The sequence below is a fragment of the Streptomyces sp. NPDC018019 genome, from assembly GCF_044327805.1.
GTDB lineage: Bacteria > Actinomycetota > Actinomycetes > Streptomycetales > Streptomycetaceae > Streptomyces.
This window is the reverse complement of the sequence record NZ_JBIRGD010000019.1, coordinates 1-17,767: the sequence shown is the minus strand read 5'-3', so window position 1 is coordinate 17,767 and position 17,767 is coordinate 1. Positions and strand designations below refer to the sequence as shown.

Annotated in this window: 15 protein-coding genes and 1 riboswitch; of the genes, 11 read left to right on the top strand and 4 right to left on the bottom strand. The window is 71.1% G+C overall.

Translation table 11 applies throughout. From position 1 onward, the window contains the following. Positions 1-57 precede the first annotated feature (57 nt). The 3 genes from glyA to gcvT all read right to left on the bottom strand — a co-directional run bounded on the left by glyA (position 58) and on the right by gcvT (position 2,963). Positions 58-1,317, bottom strand: a complete 1,260-nt coding sequence (gene glyA, locus ACH4FX_RS28025) for a serine hydroxymethyltransferase (protein ID WP_398483502.1) — start codon at positions 1,315-1,317, stop codon at positions 58-60. A gap of 55 nt (positions 1,318-1,372) precedes the next feature. Next, positions 1,373-1,747, bottom strand: coding sequence for a glycine cleavage system protein GcvH (gene gcvH / locus ACH4FX_RS28020; protein ID WP_398483500.1), 375 nt, complete (start codon positions 1,745-1,747; stop codon positions 1,373-1,375). An 88-nt stretch (positions 1,748-1,835) separates the two neighbouring features. Then, complete coding sequence (gene gcvT / locus ACH4FX_RS28015; RefSeq protein WP_398483498.1) at positions 1,836-2,963, bottom strand: glycine cleavage system aminomethyltransferase GcvT; 1,128 nt, start codon at positions 2,961-2,963, stop codon at positions 1,836-1,838. Between the two features lie 140 nt (positions 2,964-3,103). Further along, a riboswitch (glycine riboswitch) is annotated at positions 3,104-3,199 on the bottom strand. Positions 3,200-3,450: 251 nt separating this feature from the next. Here gcvT and ACH4FX_RS28010 point away from each other — a divergent pair. Next, on the top strand, positions 3,451-4,212 hold the full coding sequence (locus ACH4FX_RS28010; RefSeq protein WP_398483741.1) for an AAA family ATPase: 762 nt from the start codon (positions 3,451-3,453) through the stop codon (positions 4,210-4,212). Positions 4,213-4,465: 253 nt separating this feature from the next. On the opposite strand, the gene ACH4FX_RS28005 is transcribed toward ACH4FX_RS28010, so the two are convergent. Next, the gene (locus ACH4FX_RS28005; protein ID WP_398483496.1) at positions 4,466-5,290 is read right to left on the bottom strand and encodes a hypothetical protein; all 825 of its coding nucleotides are present in this window, start codon (positions 5,288-5,290) and stop codon (positions 4,466-4,468) included. A 187-nt stretch (positions 5,291-5,477) separates the two neighbouring features. Here ACH4FX_RS28005 and ACH4FX_RS28000 point away from each other — a divergent pair, with 187 nt between their 5' ends. The 10 genes from ACH4FX_RS28000 to ACH4FX_RS27955 all read left to right on the top strand — a co-directional run bounded on the left by ACH4FX_RS28000 (position 5,478) and on the right by ACH4FX_RS27955 (position 17,641). Further along, positions 5,478-6,275 carry an enhanced serine sensitivity protein SseB gene (locus ACH4FX_RS28000; RefSeq protein WP_398483494.1) on the top strand — a complete coding sequence of 266 codons (798 nt, stop codon included), beginning with the start codon at positions 5,478-5,480 and terminating at the stop codon, positions 6,273-6,275. A 183-nt stretch (positions 6,276-6,458) separates the two neighbouring features. Beyond that, complete coding sequence (locus ACH4FX_RS27995) at positions 6,459-7,259, top strand: enhanced serine sensitivity protein SseB C-terminal domain-containing protein (protein WP_360141136.1); 801 nt, start codon at positions 6,459-6,461, stop codon at positions 7,257-7,259. Positions 7,260-7,765: 506 nt separating this feature from the next. After that, on the top strand, positions 7,766-8,764 hold the full coding sequence (locus ACH4FX_RS27990; protein ID WP_398483492.1) for an ABC transporter permease: 999 nt from the start codon (positions 7,766-7,768) through the stop codon (positions 8,762-8,764). Positions 8,765-8,834: 70 nt separating this feature from the next. Then, positions 8,835-10,583, top strand: coding sequence for an ABC transporter substrate-binding protein (locus ACH4FX_RS27985; protein WP_398483490.1), 1,749 nt, complete (start codon positions 8,835-8,837; stop codon positions 10,581-10,583). A gap of 77 nt (positions 10,584-10,660) precedes the next feature. Then, positions 10,661-11,671 (top strand): ABC transporter permease, encoded by a 1,011-nt coding sequence (locus ACH4FX_RS27980; RefSeq protein WP_398483489.1) that lies wholly within the window; start codon positions 10,661-10,663, stop codon positions 11,669-11,671. A gap of 89 nt (positions 11,672-11,760) precedes the next feature. Further along, on the top strand, positions 11,761-12,891 hold the full coding sequence (locus ACH4FX_RS27975) for an ABC transporter ATP-binding protein (RefSeq protein WP_398483739.1): 1,131 nt from the start codon (positions 11,761-11,763) through the stop codon (positions 12,889-12,891). After that, entirely contained in the window at positions 12,888-13,982 is a 1,095-nt protein-coding gene (locus ACH4FX_RS27970) for an ABC transporter ATP-binding protein (RefSeq protein ID WP_398483487.1), read from the top strand. Before ACH4FX_RS27975 ends, ACH4FX_RS27970 begins: the two co-directional genes overlap by 4 nt. A 145-nt stretch (positions 13,983-14,127) precedes the next feature. Continuing rightward, complete coding sequence (locus ACH4FX_RS27965) at positions 14,128-14,940, top strand: class I SAM-dependent methyltransferase (RefSeq protein ID WP_398483485.1); 813 nt, start codon at positions 14,128-14,130, stop codon at positions 14,938-14,940. Between the two features lie 121 nt (positions 14,941-15,061). After that, positions 15,062-16,465: a M1 family metallopeptidase gene (locus ACH4FX_RS27960; RefSeq protein WP_398483483.1), complete on the top strand. Its 1,404-nt coding sequence runs from the start codon at positions 15,062-15,064 to the stop codon at positions 16,463-16,465. A 114-nt stretch (positions 16,466-16,579) separates the two neighbouring features. Beyond that, positions 16,580-17,641, top strand: a complete 1,062-nt coding sequence (locus ACH4FX_RS27955; protein WP_398483481.1) for an alpha/beta hydrolase — start codon at positions 16,580-16,582, stop codon at positions 17,639-17,641. The last annotated feature ends 126 nt before the right edge of the window (positions 17,642-17,767 follow it).

The window sequence follows — 17,767 nt, the reverse complement described above, 5'->3', positions numbered from 1 at the left end:
ACACGGCCGCGGCGGACGCGCCGTACCGGCGCGCTGCCGAAGGCCGCGTGGCGCGGGTCACAGCGACGGGTACAGCGGGTGCTTGCCGGCCAGGGTGGTCACCCGGGCCTTGAGCGCGTCGGCGTCGTACGACGGCTTCAGCGCCTCGGCGATGATGTCGGCGACCTCACGGAAGTCCTCCGCCCGGAAGCCGCGGGTGGCCAGCGCCGGGGTGCCGATCCGCAGGCCGGAGGTGACCATCGGGGGCCGCGGGTCGTTCGGGACGGCGTTGCGGTTGACCGTGATGCCGACCTCGTGGAGGCGGTCCTCGGCCTGCTGGCCGTCCAGCTCGCTGTTGCGCAGGTCCACCAGGACCAGGTGCACGTCGGTGCCGCCGGACAGCACGGAGACGCCCGCCTCGGTCACGTCGGACTGCGTCAGGCGCTCGGCGAGGATGCGGGCGCCCTCCAGCGTGCGCTGCTGGCGCTCCTTGAACTCCTCGCTCGCCGCGACCTTGAAGGAGACCGCCTTCGCCGCGATGACGTGCTCCAGCGGGCCGCCCTGCTGACCGGGGAAGACCGCCGAGTTGATCTTCTTGGCGAGCTCCTGGGTGGACAGGATCACACCGCCGCGCGGACCGCCGAGGGTCTTGTGCGTGGTGGTGGTCACGACGTGGGCGTGCGGCACCGGGTTGGGGTGCAGCCCGGCCGCGACCAGACCGGCGAAGTGCGCCATGTCGACCATCAGGTACGCGCCGACCTCGTCGGCGATCCGGCGGAACGCCGCGAAGTCCAGCTGCCGCGGGTACGCCGACCAGCCGGCCACGATCAGCTGCGGACGGGTCTCCTTGGCCAGGCGCTCGACCTCGCCCATGTCGACCTGGCCGGTCTCGTCGTCCACGTGGTAGGGCACCACGTTGTAGAGCTTGCCGGAGAAGTTGATCTTCATGCCGTGGGTCAGGTGCCCGCCGTGCGCGAGGTTCAGCCCCATGATCGTGTCGCCCGGCTTGAGCAGCGCGAACATCGCGGCGGCGTTGGCCTGCGCACCGGAGTGCGGCTGCACGTTGGCCGCCTCGGCGCCGAAGAGCGCCTTGATGCGGTCGATGGCGATCCGCTCGACCACGTCGACGTGCTCGCAGCCGCCGTAGTAGCGGCGGCCCGGGTAGCCCTCGGCGTACTTGTTGGTGAGGACCGAGCCCTGGGCCTCCATGACGGCGGCCGGGGCGAAGTTCTCCGACGCGATCATTTCGAGGGTGGACTGCTGGCGGTGGAGCTCGGCGTCGACGGCGGCGGCGACGTCGGGGTCGAGCTCGTGGAGGGAGCTGTTCAGAAGGGACATGACTCTTCCTGGGGTTCGCGGGGCGCACGGCCCCGCCGGGCGGCGGGTGGGCGGGTCAGCCGGTGAAGGCGGTGTACTCGTCGGCCGTGAGCAGGTCGTCCGGCTCGTCGCTCACCTTCACCTTGAACAGCCAGCCGCCCTCGAAGGGGGCGGTGTTCACCAGCGAGGGGTCGTTGACGACATCCTCGTTGATCTCCGCGACCTCCCCGGTGACGGGGGAGTAGAGATCGCTGACGGACTTGGTCGACTCCAGCTCACCGCAGGTCTCGCCCGCCGTGACCGTGTCACCGACCGCGGGGAGCTGCACGAAGACGACGTCACCGAGCGCATTGGCGGCGTGCTCGGTGATGCCGATCGTCGAAACGCCCTCCTCGGCGGCCGACAGCCACTCGTGCTCCTTGCTGTAGCGCAGCTGCTGGGGGTTGTTCATGTCTTGATTCTCCTGGATGCGGGGGCCGGCTCGGTGCAGGGGTCTTGATGGATGAGACGGAAGCGTGGCGGGGACGGCGGTACGCGGGTCACTTCCGGCGCTTGTAGAAGGGCAGCGCCACGACCTCGTACGGCTCGTGGGTGCCGCGGATGTCCACCGCCACACCGGCCGTACCGGGCGCGGCGTGCGCGGCGTCCACGTACGCCATGGCGATGGGCTTGCCGAGGGTGGGCGAGGGGGCACCGGAGGTGACCTCGCCGATGACGGTGCCCTCCGGGCCCACGACCGGGTATCCGGCGCGCGGCACGCGGCGGCCCTCGGCGATCAGCCCGACCAGCTTGCGCGGCGGCCGGGTCTCGGCGCGGTCCCGGGCCGCCTCCAGGGCGGCGCGGCCCACGAAGTCCCCGCCGTTCGTCGTCTTCTCGAACTTCACGACCCGGCCCAGGCCGGCGTCGAACGGGGTGGTGTCCGTGGTCAGCTCATGCCCGTACAGCGGCATGCCGGCCTCCAGGCGCAGGGTGTCCCGGCAGGACAGGCCGCAGGGCACCAGGCCGGCGTCCTTGCCCGCCGCGGTCAGCGCCTCCCAGAGCGCGGGCGCGTCGGCCGGGCGGACGAACAGCTCGAAGCCGTCCTCGCCGGTGTACCCCGTACGGGCGATCAGCGCCGGTACTCCCGCCACGGTGCCGGGCAGCCCGGCGTAGTACTTCAGGCCGTCCAGGCCGGCGTCGGTGAGGCTCTTGAGGATGCCGGGCGACTCGGGTCCCTGGACGGCGAGCAGCGCGTAGGCGTCCCGGTCGTCGCGGACCTCGGCCTCGAAGCCGCTCGCCCGCTCGGTGAGCGCGTCCAGCACGACCTGGGCGTTGGCGGCGTTGGCGACGACCATGTACTCGGTCTCGCCGAGGCGGTAGACGATCAGGTCGTCCAGGATGCCGCCCTCGGCGTCGCAGATCATCGTGTAGCGGGCGCGGCCGACGGCCACCCCGCCGATGTTGCCGACCAGCGCGAAGTCCAGCAGGTCGGCGGCGCGCGGGCCGGTGACGGTGATCTCGCCCATGTGGGAGAGGTCGAAGAGGCCGGCGCGGGTACGGACGGCGACGTGCTCGTCACGCTCGCTGCCGTAGCGCAGCGGCATGTCCCAGCCGGCGAAGTCGGTCATGGTCGCGCCGAGGGCGCGGTGCGTGGCGTCCAGCGCGGTCCGGCGAGGGGCTTGGGTCATGGTGGGGCTCCCGGGCATGGGTGACAGGACGGTCTCCCCATCTGTCATCGGAACCTGAGAGGTTCACCGGAAGGCCGTCACCGGTCCCGGTTTGCACCTTGGGTGGAGCCACACCACGGCGGCCCGCTTTTCAGATCTGCCTCGCCCGCGCGGTATCGGGGCCTGAGAGATTCAAGGGAGGACTTGCTCCTTCGGCGCCCCGCCGTGGCGGCCGGGGACTCTCCCGCGCGGATTCAAGCGGCCGGTATGCAGTTGGCTGAGCGTGGCACCCGTACGGGGACGCGCACGGTGAGGCGCGGTCCCGCACTCGGCGCGCACATCATTGCACGGGATCGCCGGATACAGGAGCCAAGGTCGTACCGGTGTTCGGGGCGTGGTCGCGGTGGCGGCCGACGGCCGGACGGATCAGGCCGTTTGCTTGAGCGCATTACCTTTTCTTGACACTCTGCGGGGTAAGGGGACGGACATCACCGGACCGGGAGGGGCGATCACGGTGCACAGGCAAGCCGCATTCGCGACGAGTCCGGGAGGCGTGCCCCCGGGCTGCGTCCCGGAACCGACCCCGGCCGCCGTGCCGGGGCCCCTGCGGCTGCCGCACGGGGTGGTCCGTCCCGGCCGGGGCCGGGCCGTGGTGGCGGCCGGGGCGGTGGCCGCGTCGGCGGTGGACGTCGTCGATCTGCGGGACCGTCCCGCCGTGACCGAGATGCACTTCGCGGCGGGCGACGTGGTGGTGGTCTCCGGCCTGCCGGGCAGCGGCAAGAGCACGCTGATGCTCCGGGTGGTGCCCGCCCTCGACCAGCGGGGCACCGCCGTGCACCGCATCGACTCGCAGGACGTACGGGAGCGCTGGGAGCGCGGCAGGCTGCGCCGGCTGCCGTACGCGCTGTACCGGCCGCTGGTCCGGGCCTCCCACTATCTGGGGCTGCGGCGGGCGCTGCGCTCCGGCGGCAGCGTGGTGGTGCACGACTGCGGCACGCTCGCGTGGGTGCGCCGCTGGCTCGCGCGCGAGGCGCGGCGCGGCGGTCGCGGGCTGCATCTGATGCTGCTGGACGTACCGCCCGAGGTCGCGCTCACCGGCCAGCGGTCGCGCGGGCGCGGCGTCTCCGGCTACGCCTTCGCCCGGCACCGGCGCGCGGTACGGCGGCTGACCGCCCGCGCCCGGACCGCCCGGCTGCCCGCGGGCTTCACCTCGGCCGTCCTGCTGGACCGGCCGGCCGCGGGCGCGCTGCGCCGGATCGGCTTCGAGTGATCCGGGTGCTGCTCACCTGACGGGTCGTGGTGATCCGAATGCCGCATGTCCGACGGGCCGTGGTGAGCCGGGTGCGGGGCGTCCGACGGGTTGTGGTGAGCCGGGCGCCGCATGCCTGACGGGTCGTGGTGAACAGCGCGCCGTATGTCTGACGGGCCGTACGGAATTCCGTACGGCCCGTGTCATTACCGGTCCTGACTGTGGCGTATCTCCCGCATCTGCGCCTCCTCCGGACGCTGGGTGCCGGGCCGATTCAGAGACCCAGGGCCTTGATGAGCACCGCCGGCAGCGACAGCACCGAGTTGAGCAGCGAGCCGGCGCCCTGCTGCTGGGGGGCTTCCGCGGGCTGCTGCCGGGGCGCCTCAGCGGCCGGCCGCTGCTGTGCCTCGGCGGGCTGCTGCCGGGGGGCCTCGGCGGCGGGCTGCTGCGGCGCGTCGGCGGGCGGCTGCGGGTCGCTGGTCGGCGCCTTCGGCTGGGCCGCGGGCTGCTCGGCCGTCTCGTCGGCGTCGGCGGCCTGGCCGGCCGGCTGCGCGACGGGCCGGTTGGCGGGCTGCTGCCGCGGGGCTTCGGCGGCCGGCTGCCGCTGCACGTCGCCCACCAGCTTGTCGATGCCCAGGATCGTGAAGATGTCGGTGACGGACCGGGCGACCGACTCGGTCAGCCGGGGGGTGCTCGCCGCGTCGGCGTCTCCCGGCTCCGGGGCCCGGCGCCCCGTCAGCTCGTCCACCTTCACGCGCAGTTCCTGCGACACCCGGCCCAGCCGTACGGTGTCGGCGGACACCGTGCGGTCGGAGTCCTTGTTCAGGATCTCCGCCAGCCGCTGGGCGTCCGCCAGGACGGTGTCCAGACGGGTGCGCGCGGCCCTGACCTGCACGGAGTGGCCGCGGCTCTCGGCGGACTTCTCGGCCAGCTCGGCCGTGGCGTCGGCCAGCCGGCCGATGTCGTCGACGATGACGCTCTGGTTGCGCTCGTGGGACTTGGGGCCGTCCGCCGCGGTCGCGGTGGCCGTGGCGCCGAGGACGAGGGCGCCGACGGTGGCCGCGCTGACGAGGGCGGGGACGGTCCGGTGCGTTGCCATCAGGAGAGGTGCCTTTCTGTAGGAACGGCTGGGCAAGATCACCCAGGAGCCACCTTCGGAGCGGTGTGCACGGTCCGCAACCGCTCGCGCGCGTTCGGTGGTCATCCGGACGCAGCAGGCCGCCTGCCGCCTGCTGGCGTTAGGGTCGTCGACCGAGTAGTGCGCGGTACGGAGCGGGTGGGTGGACATGGACTTTCCGGAGCAGGGCATTCCGCAGCTGGGGTGGCCCGCCAACGAACTGGAGGAGGTGCTCGCCGCCTCGGTGGGCACGCCCGGCGCGGGCGCCCGCATCATCGAGGTGCTGGGGCGCAGCCGAATATGGGTGCCGCTGCCCAAGGGCGGCGGCCCGGAGAGCGCCGGCCCGGGCCGGCCGGGCCTCGACCTGCCCACCGTCGAGATCGGCTCGGCCGCGTACGTACCGGTCTTCAGCTCCGAGCAGGAGTTCCTGAAGGTGGCCGGGCCGCACCTGTCCTGCACCGTCGCGCCGGCCGCCGAGTTCGCGCGCGGGCTGCCCCCGCTGCTGGGCATCGCGGTCAACCCGGAGGGCACGGTCGGCGTGCCGCTGCCGCCGGACGCGGTGGCCGAGCTGTGCCGGACCGGCCGCCTCGACCACCCCGGCGCGCCGAGCGGCGCCCGGGTCCGGCTGTTCGAGCCGGACTGGCAGGAGGAGCCGGTGGACTTCCTGGCCGCCGCCGGGCTGGAGTTCTCGGCCGCGGGTTTCGTGGTCACCGCGCGCCGCGCGCTGGCCAGCGTCGAGGGGGACGCGCCCGCGCTGTTCGTCGGCGTCCAGGTGGACGCCGCGGCCGTCACGCCGCACGACCCGGCCGTACGGGACGCCGTGACCGGGGCGCTCGGGCGGGCCCTCGGCGGGGCGCCGCTGAGCTGGCCCGTCCAACTGGTCATGCTGGACCTCGCACAGGGCGACCCGGTCGCCGACTGGATGCTGGAGCGGGTCCGCCCCTTCTACTCCCGCGAGCACGTGTAGCGGCCGGTGCCGTACACCGCCCCGTACCGCGCAGGGCCGCGTCCCGGTCCGCCCGTCCGGGCCGTGTCCCCTGAGCGCGAGCGGCGTGTGCTGATCCGACCGGGGTCCGGACGCAGGCTCTAAGCTGGTGTCGCAACCGGCAGGCGTACCCCACGTGCCTGCCGACAGGAAGGGACGGACCACGTGAGCGCGGGTGCGCATCAGGGAGCGGCTGCCGGGCAGGTCGAGCAGATGCTGCAGCAGGTCTCGCCCGGTCGGTACGACGCCTACGAGGCGCTGCTTCAGGCGCTCGCCGCCGGTCAGGTCTGGATGCTGCTCTGGCACGGCCAGGCCGGTTCGCCCGATGCGCAGTACGGCAACATGGAGGTCGACGGCCTCGGCTACGCGCCGTGCGTGACCTCCGCCCCCGAACTCGCCGCCAGCGGCTGGAACCGCGCCCACGAGGTCGTCTACGGGCGCGACATCGCGGCCACCCTCTTCCCGGACCGCTGGGGCCTGTGGCTCAACCCGCACGCCCCCGGTGGCGGCGTCGGCATCCCGTGGCTGGACCTGCGGCGCATCGCGGGCGGCCTGGACCGGCTGCCGGCCGGGCCGCTGCGGATCACCGAACCGGCCATCGAGATCCCGCAGTTCTACGCCCTGCTGGGGCAGAACGCGCACCGCACGCCCGCGGTGCGTTCGCTGCGCCGGGCCTGGGTGCAGCCCGCCCTCGGCGCGCCGTACCTGGCCATCGGCCTGGACCTGTACGACACCGGCCAACCGGCGGTGGACTCGGTGCGGTTGATGATCCAGCAGTCCATCGGCGCGGTGCCGGAGGGACTGCCCGTCTCGACGGTCGCGATGAACGACGAGTACGACCCGGTCGGTATGTGGATGCGGGCCAACGCGCGGCCGTTCTTCGACCGGGACGCCTATGCGGCGGGCCCGGTGCCCGCGCCCGCCCCGGCGCCGTCGTACGGATACGGCTACCCGCGCCCGTACTGACCCCGCCGTACCGGTCCGTTCCCCGTCGCACCGGTCCATTCTTCTCCGTACCGGTGCTTTTCTCGCCGTAACGGCCCCAAACCGCCTGCCGCGCCCGGGTGTTGACGCCCGTTCCGGGCCTCGTGGTCCGCTCAGTCGCGGCGGATGTCCGTATAACGGTAGTCCGTGGTTCACATCACAGTTGCGCATCCATTCCCGGCCAGGGCTGGTGAGTGATCGCGACTCGGATGAAGACTCCCGCAGCAGAGGGCTTCGGCTCCGTCGCACGTGAGTTCCATCCGCTCGTCAGTCGCGTGACACTCCGCGGCATCTGCACCATCGGCAACACCTGCAACACCTGTCTCCGCAACGCTCGCACTACCTGCACCAGTTGCTCCAGCTGTTTCAGATTTCTCCCAGTTGCTCCAGATGCACCAGACGCACTACTCGCACCAGTGATGTGAACCAGGCCGCTGACCGCGGCGCGCATGGGCCGGCGGCGCCGGCCGAGAGGGGTCAAAGGCACCGTGACCGCACCGATCGAGACCACCGGGGCGGCTGCCGAAGCGCAGCCGGAAGCGGTGCTGGAAGGCGTCGAGAGCAAGAAGATCGAAGGGCGCTCGCTCGGCCAGATCGCCCTGCTGCGCTTCCGGCGCGACAAGGTCGCGGTAGCGGGTGCCATCGTTGTCATCCTGCTCATCGTGGTCGCGGCGCTGTCCCGGCCGATCCAGTCCTGGCTGGGCCTGGACCCCAACAGCCCGAACCAGGACCTCATCGACCCCAACACCACCCTGCCCACGGGTGACTTCGGCGGCATGAGCTGGGACCACCCGTTCGGCGTGGACCCCAAGTTCGGCCGGGACCTGTTCGCGCGGGTGCTGGAGGGCTCCTGGGTCTCGCTGATCGTGGCGTTCGGCGCGACGCTGCTGTCGGTGGCCATCGGCACCGTGCTCGGCGTGGTGGCCGGCTTCTACCGGGGCCGGGTGGACGCGCTGATCAGCCGGCTGATGGACGTCTTCCTGGCCTTCCCGCTGCTGCTGTTCGCCATCGCCATCTCCGCCTCGCTCCAGGGCGGCGCCTTCGGGCTCGAAGGGCTGCCGCTGCACATCTCGGTCCTGATCTTCGTGATCGGTTTCTTCAACTGGCCGTACATGGGCCGCATCGTGCGGGCCCAGACGCTGTCGCTGCGCGAGCGGGAGTTCGTGGACGCCGCGCGCGGCATGGGCGCCCGCGGCCCGTTCATCCTCTTCCGGGAGCTGCTGCCGAACCTGGTGGGCCCGATCATCGTCTACTCGACGCTGCTGATCCCCTCCAACATCCTCTTCGAGGCGGCGCTGAGCTTCCTGGGCGTCGGCATCCAGCCGCCCCAGGCGTCCTGGGGCGGCATGCTCAACCAGGCGGTCAAGTACTACGAGGTCGATCCCCAGTACATGATCGTCCCCGGTCTCGCGATCTTCATCACCGTGCTGGCGTTCAACCTCCTCGGTGACGGCCTCAGGGACGCGCTGGACCCGCGCAGCCGCTGACTCCGCCGGGCGCGTCCGCCCGGCCGGCCCCCACCCAAGTTTCCGACCAACGAAGGGGAAACCGACCATTATGCGAAGGTCAGTCCCGGTCGCGGCGATCGCGGCCCTCACCAGTGCGGGCCTCCTGCTGTCCGGCTGCAGCGGCAAGAGCTCGCGCGGCGGCTCCTCGGAGGCGAACGCCGCCACCAAGGGCATCGTCAACGCCTCGGACGAGAAGGGCGGCACCCTCACCTACGCGATGAGCGACGCCCCGGAGTCCTACGACCCGGGCAACACGTACTACGCCTACGTCTGGAACTTCAGCCGCCTGTACGCGCGTGCGCTCACCACCTTCAAGCCGGGCCCCGGCCCCAAGGGCAACGAGCTGGCGCCCGACCTGGCGGAGTCGATGGGCAAGTCCAGCGACGGCAACAAGACCTGGACGTACAAGATCCGCAAGGGTCTCAAGTACGACGACGGCAAGCCGATCACCTCGAAGGACGTCAAGTACGCGGTGGAGCGCAGCAACTTCGCGCGCGACGTCCTCTCGCTCGGCCCGAACTACTTCCAGACCTACCTCAAGGACAACGAGGGCGGGTACAAGGGGCCGTACAAGGACAAGAGCCCGGAGGGCCTGAAGTCCATCGAGACGCCGGACGACCAGACGATCGTCTTCCACCTCAAGCAGCCCTTCGCCGAGTTCGACTACCTGGTCAGCGCCCCGCAGACGGCGCCGGTGCCGCAGGCCAGGGACAAGGGCGCGGACTACACCAAGAACATCGCCTCCTCCGGCAGCTACAAGTTCGACACCTACGAGGAGGGCAAGAAGGTCGTCCTCGTCCGCAACCCGCACTGGGACCCCAAGACCGACCCGCTGCGCAAGCAGCTGCCGGACAAGATCGTGCTCAACATGAAGGTCGCCCAGTCGACGATCGACAAGGACCTGAAGGCGGGCAACACCCACATCGACATGGCCGGGCGCGGGGTGGACGCCCAGACCCAGGCCCAGCTCCTGACCAACCCCAAGGAGAAGGCCAACACCGACAACGCGCTCGGCCAGCGCCTGTCCTACGTGGCGATCAACCCCAAGGTCGCGCCGTTCGACAAGATCGAGTGCCGTAAGGCCGTGCAGTACGCGATCGACAAGAAGGCCGTGCAGACCGCGCAGGGCGGGCCGATCCGCGGTGACATCGCCACCACGGTGCTGCCCACCGACCTCGCCGGCTACCAGAAGTTCGACATGTACCCGCAGAAGTACAACGGTGAGAACCTCGACCTGACCGAGGCCAAGAAGCAGTGGCAGGCGTGCGGCGCCGGCAACGTGAGCACCGTCATCACCGCCCGCAGCGACCGCCAGGACGAGGTGGACGCGGCGACCTCGGTGATCAACTCGCTGAAGAAGATCGGCATCAACGCCAAGATCCAGACCTACCCGAGCGGCAAGTACTTCTCGGACTACGCGGGTGTGCCGGAGTTCACCAAGCGCAACAAGGTCGGCCTGATGATGATGCAGTGGGGCTCGGACTACCCGACCGGCTTCGGTTACCTCAACCAGATCGTCAACGGCAAGGCGATCCAGAAGTCCGGCAACTCCAACCTCTCCGAGCTGGACGACGAGACGATCAACAAGCTGCTCGACGACGCCATCGCCACCAGCGACAAGGCGCAGCGCGAGAAGGACTACGCGGAGATCGACAAGAAGACGATGGAGCAGGCCGTCATCGTCCCGCTGACCTACTTCAAGATCCTGCTGTACCGCTCGCCGAAGGCCACCAACCTGGTCTCCACCTCCGCCTACAGCGGTGAGTACGACTACCTCAACATCGGCGTCAAGAAGTAGCAGCCCCGAAAGGCAGGTGAAGGCAAGGGCTTCCGCGGGCCGGCCGGTCCGGCCCGCGGTGCCGACGCCGCAGTCCCGTGTTCGCGTACATCCTCCGCAGGTTGATCAGCGCGGTGATTCTGCTGCTGATCGTCAGCGCGGTCACCTTCGGCATCTTCTTCGTGCTGCCGAAACTGGCCGGACAGACCGCCGACCAGTTGGCCGGGCAGTACATCGGAAAGGCCCCGTCGGCCGCGGACATCGCCGCGGTGAAGAAGAACCTCGGCTTCGACAAGCCGGTCTTCGTGCAGTACTGGGACTTCCTCAAGGGCATCTTCACCGGCGTCGAATACAAATTCGGCCCGGAGCCCGCCACGTGCAACGTGCCGTGCTTCGGCTACTCCTTCAAGACCCACCTGGAGGTCTGGCCGGAGATCCAGACCCGGCTCCCGGTGACCGTCTCGCTCGCCGCCGGCGCGGCCGTGGTGTGGGTGGTCTCCGGTGTCGCCACCGGTGTGCTCTCCGCGCTGCGCCCCGGTTCGGTCTTCGACCGGATGGCGATGGGCGTCGCGCTGGCCGGTGTCTCGCTGCCGATGTTCTTCACCGGCGCGCTGGCCCTGGCCCTGTTCACCTATCAGTGGCCGGTCTTCGAGCGCAGCGACTACGTACCGCTGTTCGAGGACCCGTTCCTCTGGGCCCAGACGCTGGTACTGCCCTGGGTCACCCTGGCCTTCCTCTACTCCGCCCTCTATGCCCGCCTGACCAGAGCGAGCATGCTGGAGACGCTGAGCGAGGACTACATCCGTACCGCGCGGGCCAAGGGACTGGGCGAGCGCAAGGTCGTGGTGCGCCACGGTCTGCGTGCCGCGCTCACCCCGATCATCACGGTCTTCGGCATGGACGTCGGCTTGCTGCTCGGCGGGGCGCTCATCACCGAACAGGTCTTCTCGCTCAAGGGCGTGGGCGCGTTCGCCGTCGAGGCGATCAACGCCAACGACCTGCCGAACATCCTCGGCGTCACCTTGCTCGCCGCGTTCTTCATCGTCATTTGCAACCTGGTGGTGGACGTTCTGTACGCCGCCGTCGACCCGCGGGTGAGGCTGTCGTGACCGACTCCCCAGATTCCACCGCCGGCCACCGCGCCGGACCCTCCGTCCCGGACACCACCGCCGACGGGCCGCCCGCCGCCTCCGCCGGCCTGCCCCGGACGGGGGCCACGGCCGGCGCTCCGGCACCGGCCGGCGCCGGAGCGCCCACCGCCTTCCTCGAAGTGCGCGACCTGAGAGTGCACTTCCCCACCGACGACGGCCTGGTGAAGTCGGTGGACGGCCTCTCCTTCAGCCTGGAGAAGGGCCGTACCCTCGGCATCGTCGGCGAGTCCGGCTCCGGCAAGTCGGTCACCTCGCTCGCCGTCATGGGCCTGCACCGGGCCTCCCGGCAGCAGCGCAGCAAGGTGAACATGTCGGGCGAGATCTGGCTGGACGGCAAGGAGCTGGTCGGCGCCGACCCGGACGAGGTGCGCCGGCTGCGGGGCCGCGAGATGGCGATGATCTTCCAGGACCCGCTGTCCGCGCTGCACCCGTACTACACGGTCGGCAGCCAGATCGTGGAGGCGTACCGGGTCCACCACGACGTGGACAAGAAGACCGCGCGCAAGCGGGCGGTCGAGATGCTGGACCGGGTGGGCATCCCGCAGCCCGACAAGCGGGTGGACGACCACCCGCACCAGTTCTCCGGCGGCATGCGCCAGCGCGCGATGATCGCCATGGCGCTGGTCAACAACCCGGAACTGCTGATCGCCGACGAGCCGACCACCGCCCTGGACGTGACCGTGCAGGCCCAGATCCTGGACCTGATCCGCGACCTCCAGAAGGAGTTCGGCTCCGCGGTCATCATCATCACCCACGACCTGGGGGTGGTCGCCGAGCTGGCGGACCAGCTGCTGGTGATGTACGGCGGCCGGTGCGTGGAGCGCGGCCCGGCGGAGCGGGTCTTCTCCGAGCCGCAGCACCCGTACACCTGGGGCCTGCTGGGGTCGATGCCGCGCATCGACCGGGAGCAGACCGACCGCCTGATCCCGGTCAAGGGATCGCCGCCCAGCCTGATCAACGTCCCGTCCGGCTGTGCCTTCAACCCCCGCTGCCCGTACGCGGACATCCCCGCGGACGACCTGACCCGCACCGTCCGCCCCGAACTGCGCGAGGTCGACAGTGGGGGCACCCCCGCCAATGAGGGCGTAGCCGGCGGGGGAGGCCACTTCGCCGCGTGCCACCTGGCGCCGGAGGAGCGGGCGCGGATCTGGACCGAAGAGATTGCGCCGAAGCTGTGACCGAGACTGAGGAGACCGGCATCACCGCCGGGACGACGGACGAGAGCGCCGCGGACGCGCCGCTGCTGAGGGTGCGCGGGCTGGTACGGCACTTCCCGATCACCAAGGGCCTGCTCAAGCGGCAGGTCGGGGCGGTGCAGGCGGTCGACGGCATCGACTTCGAGGTGCGGCCGGGGGAGACCCTGGGCGTGGTCGGCGAGTCCGGCTGCGGCAAGTCGACGATGGGCCGGCTGATCACCCGGCTGGACGAGCCCACCGGCGGCACCATCAAGTTCGAGGGCCGGGACATCACCCATCTGTCGTCGGCCCGGCTGCGCCCGATGCGCCGCGACGTACAGATGATCTTCCAGGATCCGTACGGATCGCTGAACCCGCGGCACACCATCGGCGGCATCGTCGGCACCCCCTTCCGCCTCCAGGGCGTCGAGCCCGAGGGCGGTGTGAAGAAGGAGGTGCAGCGGCTGCTGGAGCTGGTGGGCCTGAGCCCGGAGCACTACAACCGCTATCCGCACGAGTTCTCCGGCGGCCAGCGGCAGCGCATCGGCATCGCGCGGGCGCTGGCCCTCAAGCCGAAGCTGGTGGTCGCCGACGAGCCGGTCTCCGCGCTGGACGTCTCCATCCAGGCGCAGGTCGTCAACCTGATGGACGACCTCCAGGACGAACTGGGCCTGACCTACGTCATCATCGCGCACGACCTGTCCGTCATCCGGCACGTCTCGGACCGGATCGCGGTGATGTACCTGGGCAAGATCGTGGAGCTGGCCGACCGCAAGGCGCTCTACGAGACGCCGATGCACCCGTACACGAAGGCGCTGCTGTCCGCCGTGCCGGTGCCCGACCCGAAGCGGCGCACCCAGCGCGACCGCATCCTGCTCAAGGGCGACGTGCCGTCGCCGATCGACCCGCCCTCGGGCTGCCGGTTCCGTACCCGCTGCTGGAAGGCGACCGAGGTGTGCACGACCACCGAGCCGCCGCTGGCGGCGCTGCGCACCGGCCACAAGGTGGCCTGCCACCACCCGGAGAACGCGCCGGACGACGCGCGGGAGAGCGCCCCCGAGAAGACCGCGGACGCCGGGGGCGGCGAAGGGTGAGCCGAGCCGGGGCGGGCCGGGCGGGAGGGCCGGTACGGGGCCCTTCCGGCGCTCCCGTACCGCCCTTGACCGGCGGGTTTGCCGACCATAGATTCGAGCGCGCCCCGGCGGCGCCCGCCGGCCGGCCCCAGGAGAGGTGGAGCCCTTGTCCGCGCAGCCCGAAGACGGCGAAACCACGGTCCCCGACCCCGCGCTGGCCGCTTACGAGGCCGTCGCGGCGGACTACGACACCATCGTCGAGGACCCGTACCTGCTGCGCTGGGTCACCTTCTACCGCAAGCTCGTCGAGCGGTACGGCTCGGGCGGCACCCGGCTGCTGGACGCGGGATGCGGCACCGGCCGCGGCACCCTCGCCCTGCGCGACCACCTCGGGTACACGGTCACCGGCTGCGACCTCTCGCCGCGGATGATCGAGGCGGCCCGGGCCAAGCCGGAGGCGGCCGGCACCCCGTTCGTCGTCGCCGACCTGCGGGACCTGCCGGACCTCGGCTCCTTCGACGTCGTCACGTGCATGGGCGAGCCGCTGGCCTATCTGTCCGGCGGCGCGGAGCTCGCCGCCGCCTTCGCGGGCCTGGGGCGGCAGCTGGCGGACGGCGGTGTGCTCGTCTTCGACATGACGACGCTGGGCAGCTTCCGGCGCGACTACGCGGTCACCAAGGTCATGGACCGCGACGGCCGGTTCGACGTGTGGCGCGGCGGACCCGTACCGGCCGGGCCGGACACGGTCGTGGACGTCACCCACGACTACTTCGCGCGCACCGGCGACGACGGCTGGCGCCGGGTGTCCTCCCGGCACCTGTACCACCACCACTCCGACGCCACGGTGCGCCGGCAGCTGGCCGCGGCCGGCCTGCGGCTGATCGCGGCGCACGGCGTCGAGGGCCGCAAGCTGACCGACACCGTGGACGAGGACGCCTGCCGCAAGATCCTCTACGTGGCCGGAAAGCAGTCCGGGTGAGACGTCAACTGGTCCGAGTGGCATGACGAGTTGGCAAAGTCAGGCGTGAAAAACGACAGAAGAGTGCAGAGTCGGCGCGGTTGTTCACCAGACGACATCCGTGTGTTCGAAGGGAAGGCTCATGGCACTCTCCCGTCCAGCACGTCGCCGCGCTCGTCCGCTCCCCCTCGCCACGGCGGTGGCCGCCGCGTTCACCCTCGCCGCGGCCCCCGCCGCCTCGCCCGGCGCCCCGGGCGTCGGTGACCCGTACTTCCCGAACCTCGGCAACGGCGGCTTCGACGCCCTCCACTACGACCTCGGTGTCAGCTACGCGCCCGGCACCGGCCGGCTCGACGGCCGCACCGGGCTGACCGCCCGCGCCACCCAGGACCTCGGCTCCTTCCACCTCGACCTCCAGCAGCTGGAGATCACCTCGATCGAGGTGGACGGCAGACGCGCGAAGTTCTCCCGCTCCGGCGACGAGATCACCGTCACCCCGCGCCGGCCCCTGGAGGAGGGGGAGCGCTTCACCGTCGAGGTCGTCTACGGAGGCGTGCCGCAGCCGCTCGGCGGTCCCATCGTCTTCGGCTCGGACTACGGCTGGATGAAGACCGACGACGGGGTCTTCGTGGCCTGCGAGCCCAACGCCGCGTCCACCTGGTTCCCCTCCAGCGACCATCCGAGCGACAAGGCCACGTACGACATCCGCATCGACACGCCCCAGGGCCTGACCGGCGTCTCCAACGGGCGGCTGGTCGACCGCCACGACGAGGACGGGCGCTCGTACTTCCACTGGCGGGAGCGCAAGCCGATGGCGACGTACCTGGCCACCGCCACCATCGGGAGGTTCACCGTCCGCACGGGCACCACCCCCGGCGGCGTCCCGATCTACGTCGCCACCGACCCCCGGCTGCCCACCGGAAACGTCGACGTCTACGGCATCACCGCCGCGGCGACCGACCACTGGTCGAAGGTCTTCGGCCCGTACCCCTTCGAGGAGACCGGCGCGATCGTCGACGACATGCCGGAGGCGGGGTTCTCCCTGGAGACCCAGACCAAGCCGGTCTACTCGGCCGTCCGCAGCGAGACGACCATCGTCCACGAGGTCGCCCACCAGTGGTTCGGCGACTCGGTCACGCCCCGCGACTGGCGGCACATCTGGCTCAACGAGGGCTTCGCCTCGTACGCGCAGTGGCTGTGGGACGAGCACAAGGGCACCCGGACGGCGTACGACGCCTTCCGCGCGGCCTACGCGGCGCGCCCCGCCGAGTCCGCCTTCTGGAAGATTGAGATCGGCGACCCGCAGCGGGACACCATGCTGGACCGGGCGGTCTACACACGCGGCGCGATGACGCTCCAGGTGCTGCGCGAGCGGATCGGCGACCGGGCGTTCTTCAAGCTGCTGCCCGCGTGGACGAAGCAGCACCGCTACGGCAACGCGGACACCGGGCAGTTCATCGCACTGGCGGAGAAGGTCTCCGGACAGCGGCTCGGTGACCTCTTCCACACCTGGCTGCACACCACCGGCAAGCCGGCGCTGCCCTGACGCGCCGGCGGGTCCGCGCGGCGGAAACCGTCCGGCGCGCGGACCCGGCCCCGGGGCGCGGGAGGGCGTGTCACGTACCGTCGGGGGTGGTACGAGCGCTGGAAGGGGAGGCGGATGAGCCTGACCGGAACCCCGTTCTTCGTGGTGCTGGTGATCGCGACGGTCCTCGCCGTCCTCGCCACGCTGCTGTTGTGGGGGAGGGCCCGGGGGCCGCGGCCCCTGCGCTGGCTGACCCGTGTCCTGCTGATCGTCGGGTGCCAGCTCACCGCCATCTGCGTCGTCGCGGTCGCCATCAACAACAGCTACGGCCTCTACGCCTCCTGGGACGACCTGCTGGGCACCGAACAGGACGCGGTCGCGATGCCCGGGCCGCCGGTCGGGCGCGCCAAGTTCAACGACGGCCCGAACGGCATCAAGGACACCTACTTCCGCGGCGCGAAGTCCCACCTGTCCGGCCAGGTGATGGTCTGGACACCGCCGCAGTACGACGATCCGGCGTACCGGAAGACCAGGTTCCCGGTCGTGATGCTGCTGCACGGCGTGCCCGGCTCACCGCAGTCCTGGCTCGAACAGGGCGGTATGCCCGGGGACCTCCAGCAGCTCGTGGACGGCGGCGGCGCCCACCCCTTCATCCTCGCCATGCCGGTCGTCAACCCGGGCAGCGTGGACACGGACTGCACCGACACCCCGCACCGCAAGACCGCGACCTGGCTCGCGACCGACGTCACGGACCTGATCAGCCACCACTTCCGTACCGCGCCGGGGCCGAAGAACTGGGGGCTGCTGGGGTTCTCCACCGGCGGGTTCTGCGCGGCCAAGCTGCCGTTGCAGTACCCGAAGACGTTCGGCGCGGGCGTGGCCTTCGACCCCGACCCGCTGACCGGCGACCCGGACGTGCTCACCGACCCGGCGCTGCGGCAGCGCAACAGCCCGCAGTGGCTGGTCCGGCACGCCCGGGCCGACGTCGGGCTGTTCCTGGCGACCTCGGCACAGGACCCGATCAGCCCGCCCGCCAACATCGAGCGCTTCAAGAAGGCCGCCGAGGGCACCCGCACCCGGGTCCGCACCCTGGTGCTGCCGACCGGCGGCCACAACTACGGGACGTGGACGCGGATGTACCCGGCGGCCTTCGGGTGGCTGAGCGAGGAGCTGACGGCACCGCGGCCGACGGCGTGACGGGCGCCGCGGGCCCAGGATGATCCGAAAGACACGGCCTAGTAGTGCTTCGTTAGCTCTGCCGATCGTGGCTGACCAGGAGCATGCTGGCAGGTATGAGGCTCGGGGAGGTGGAACGGCTCCGGG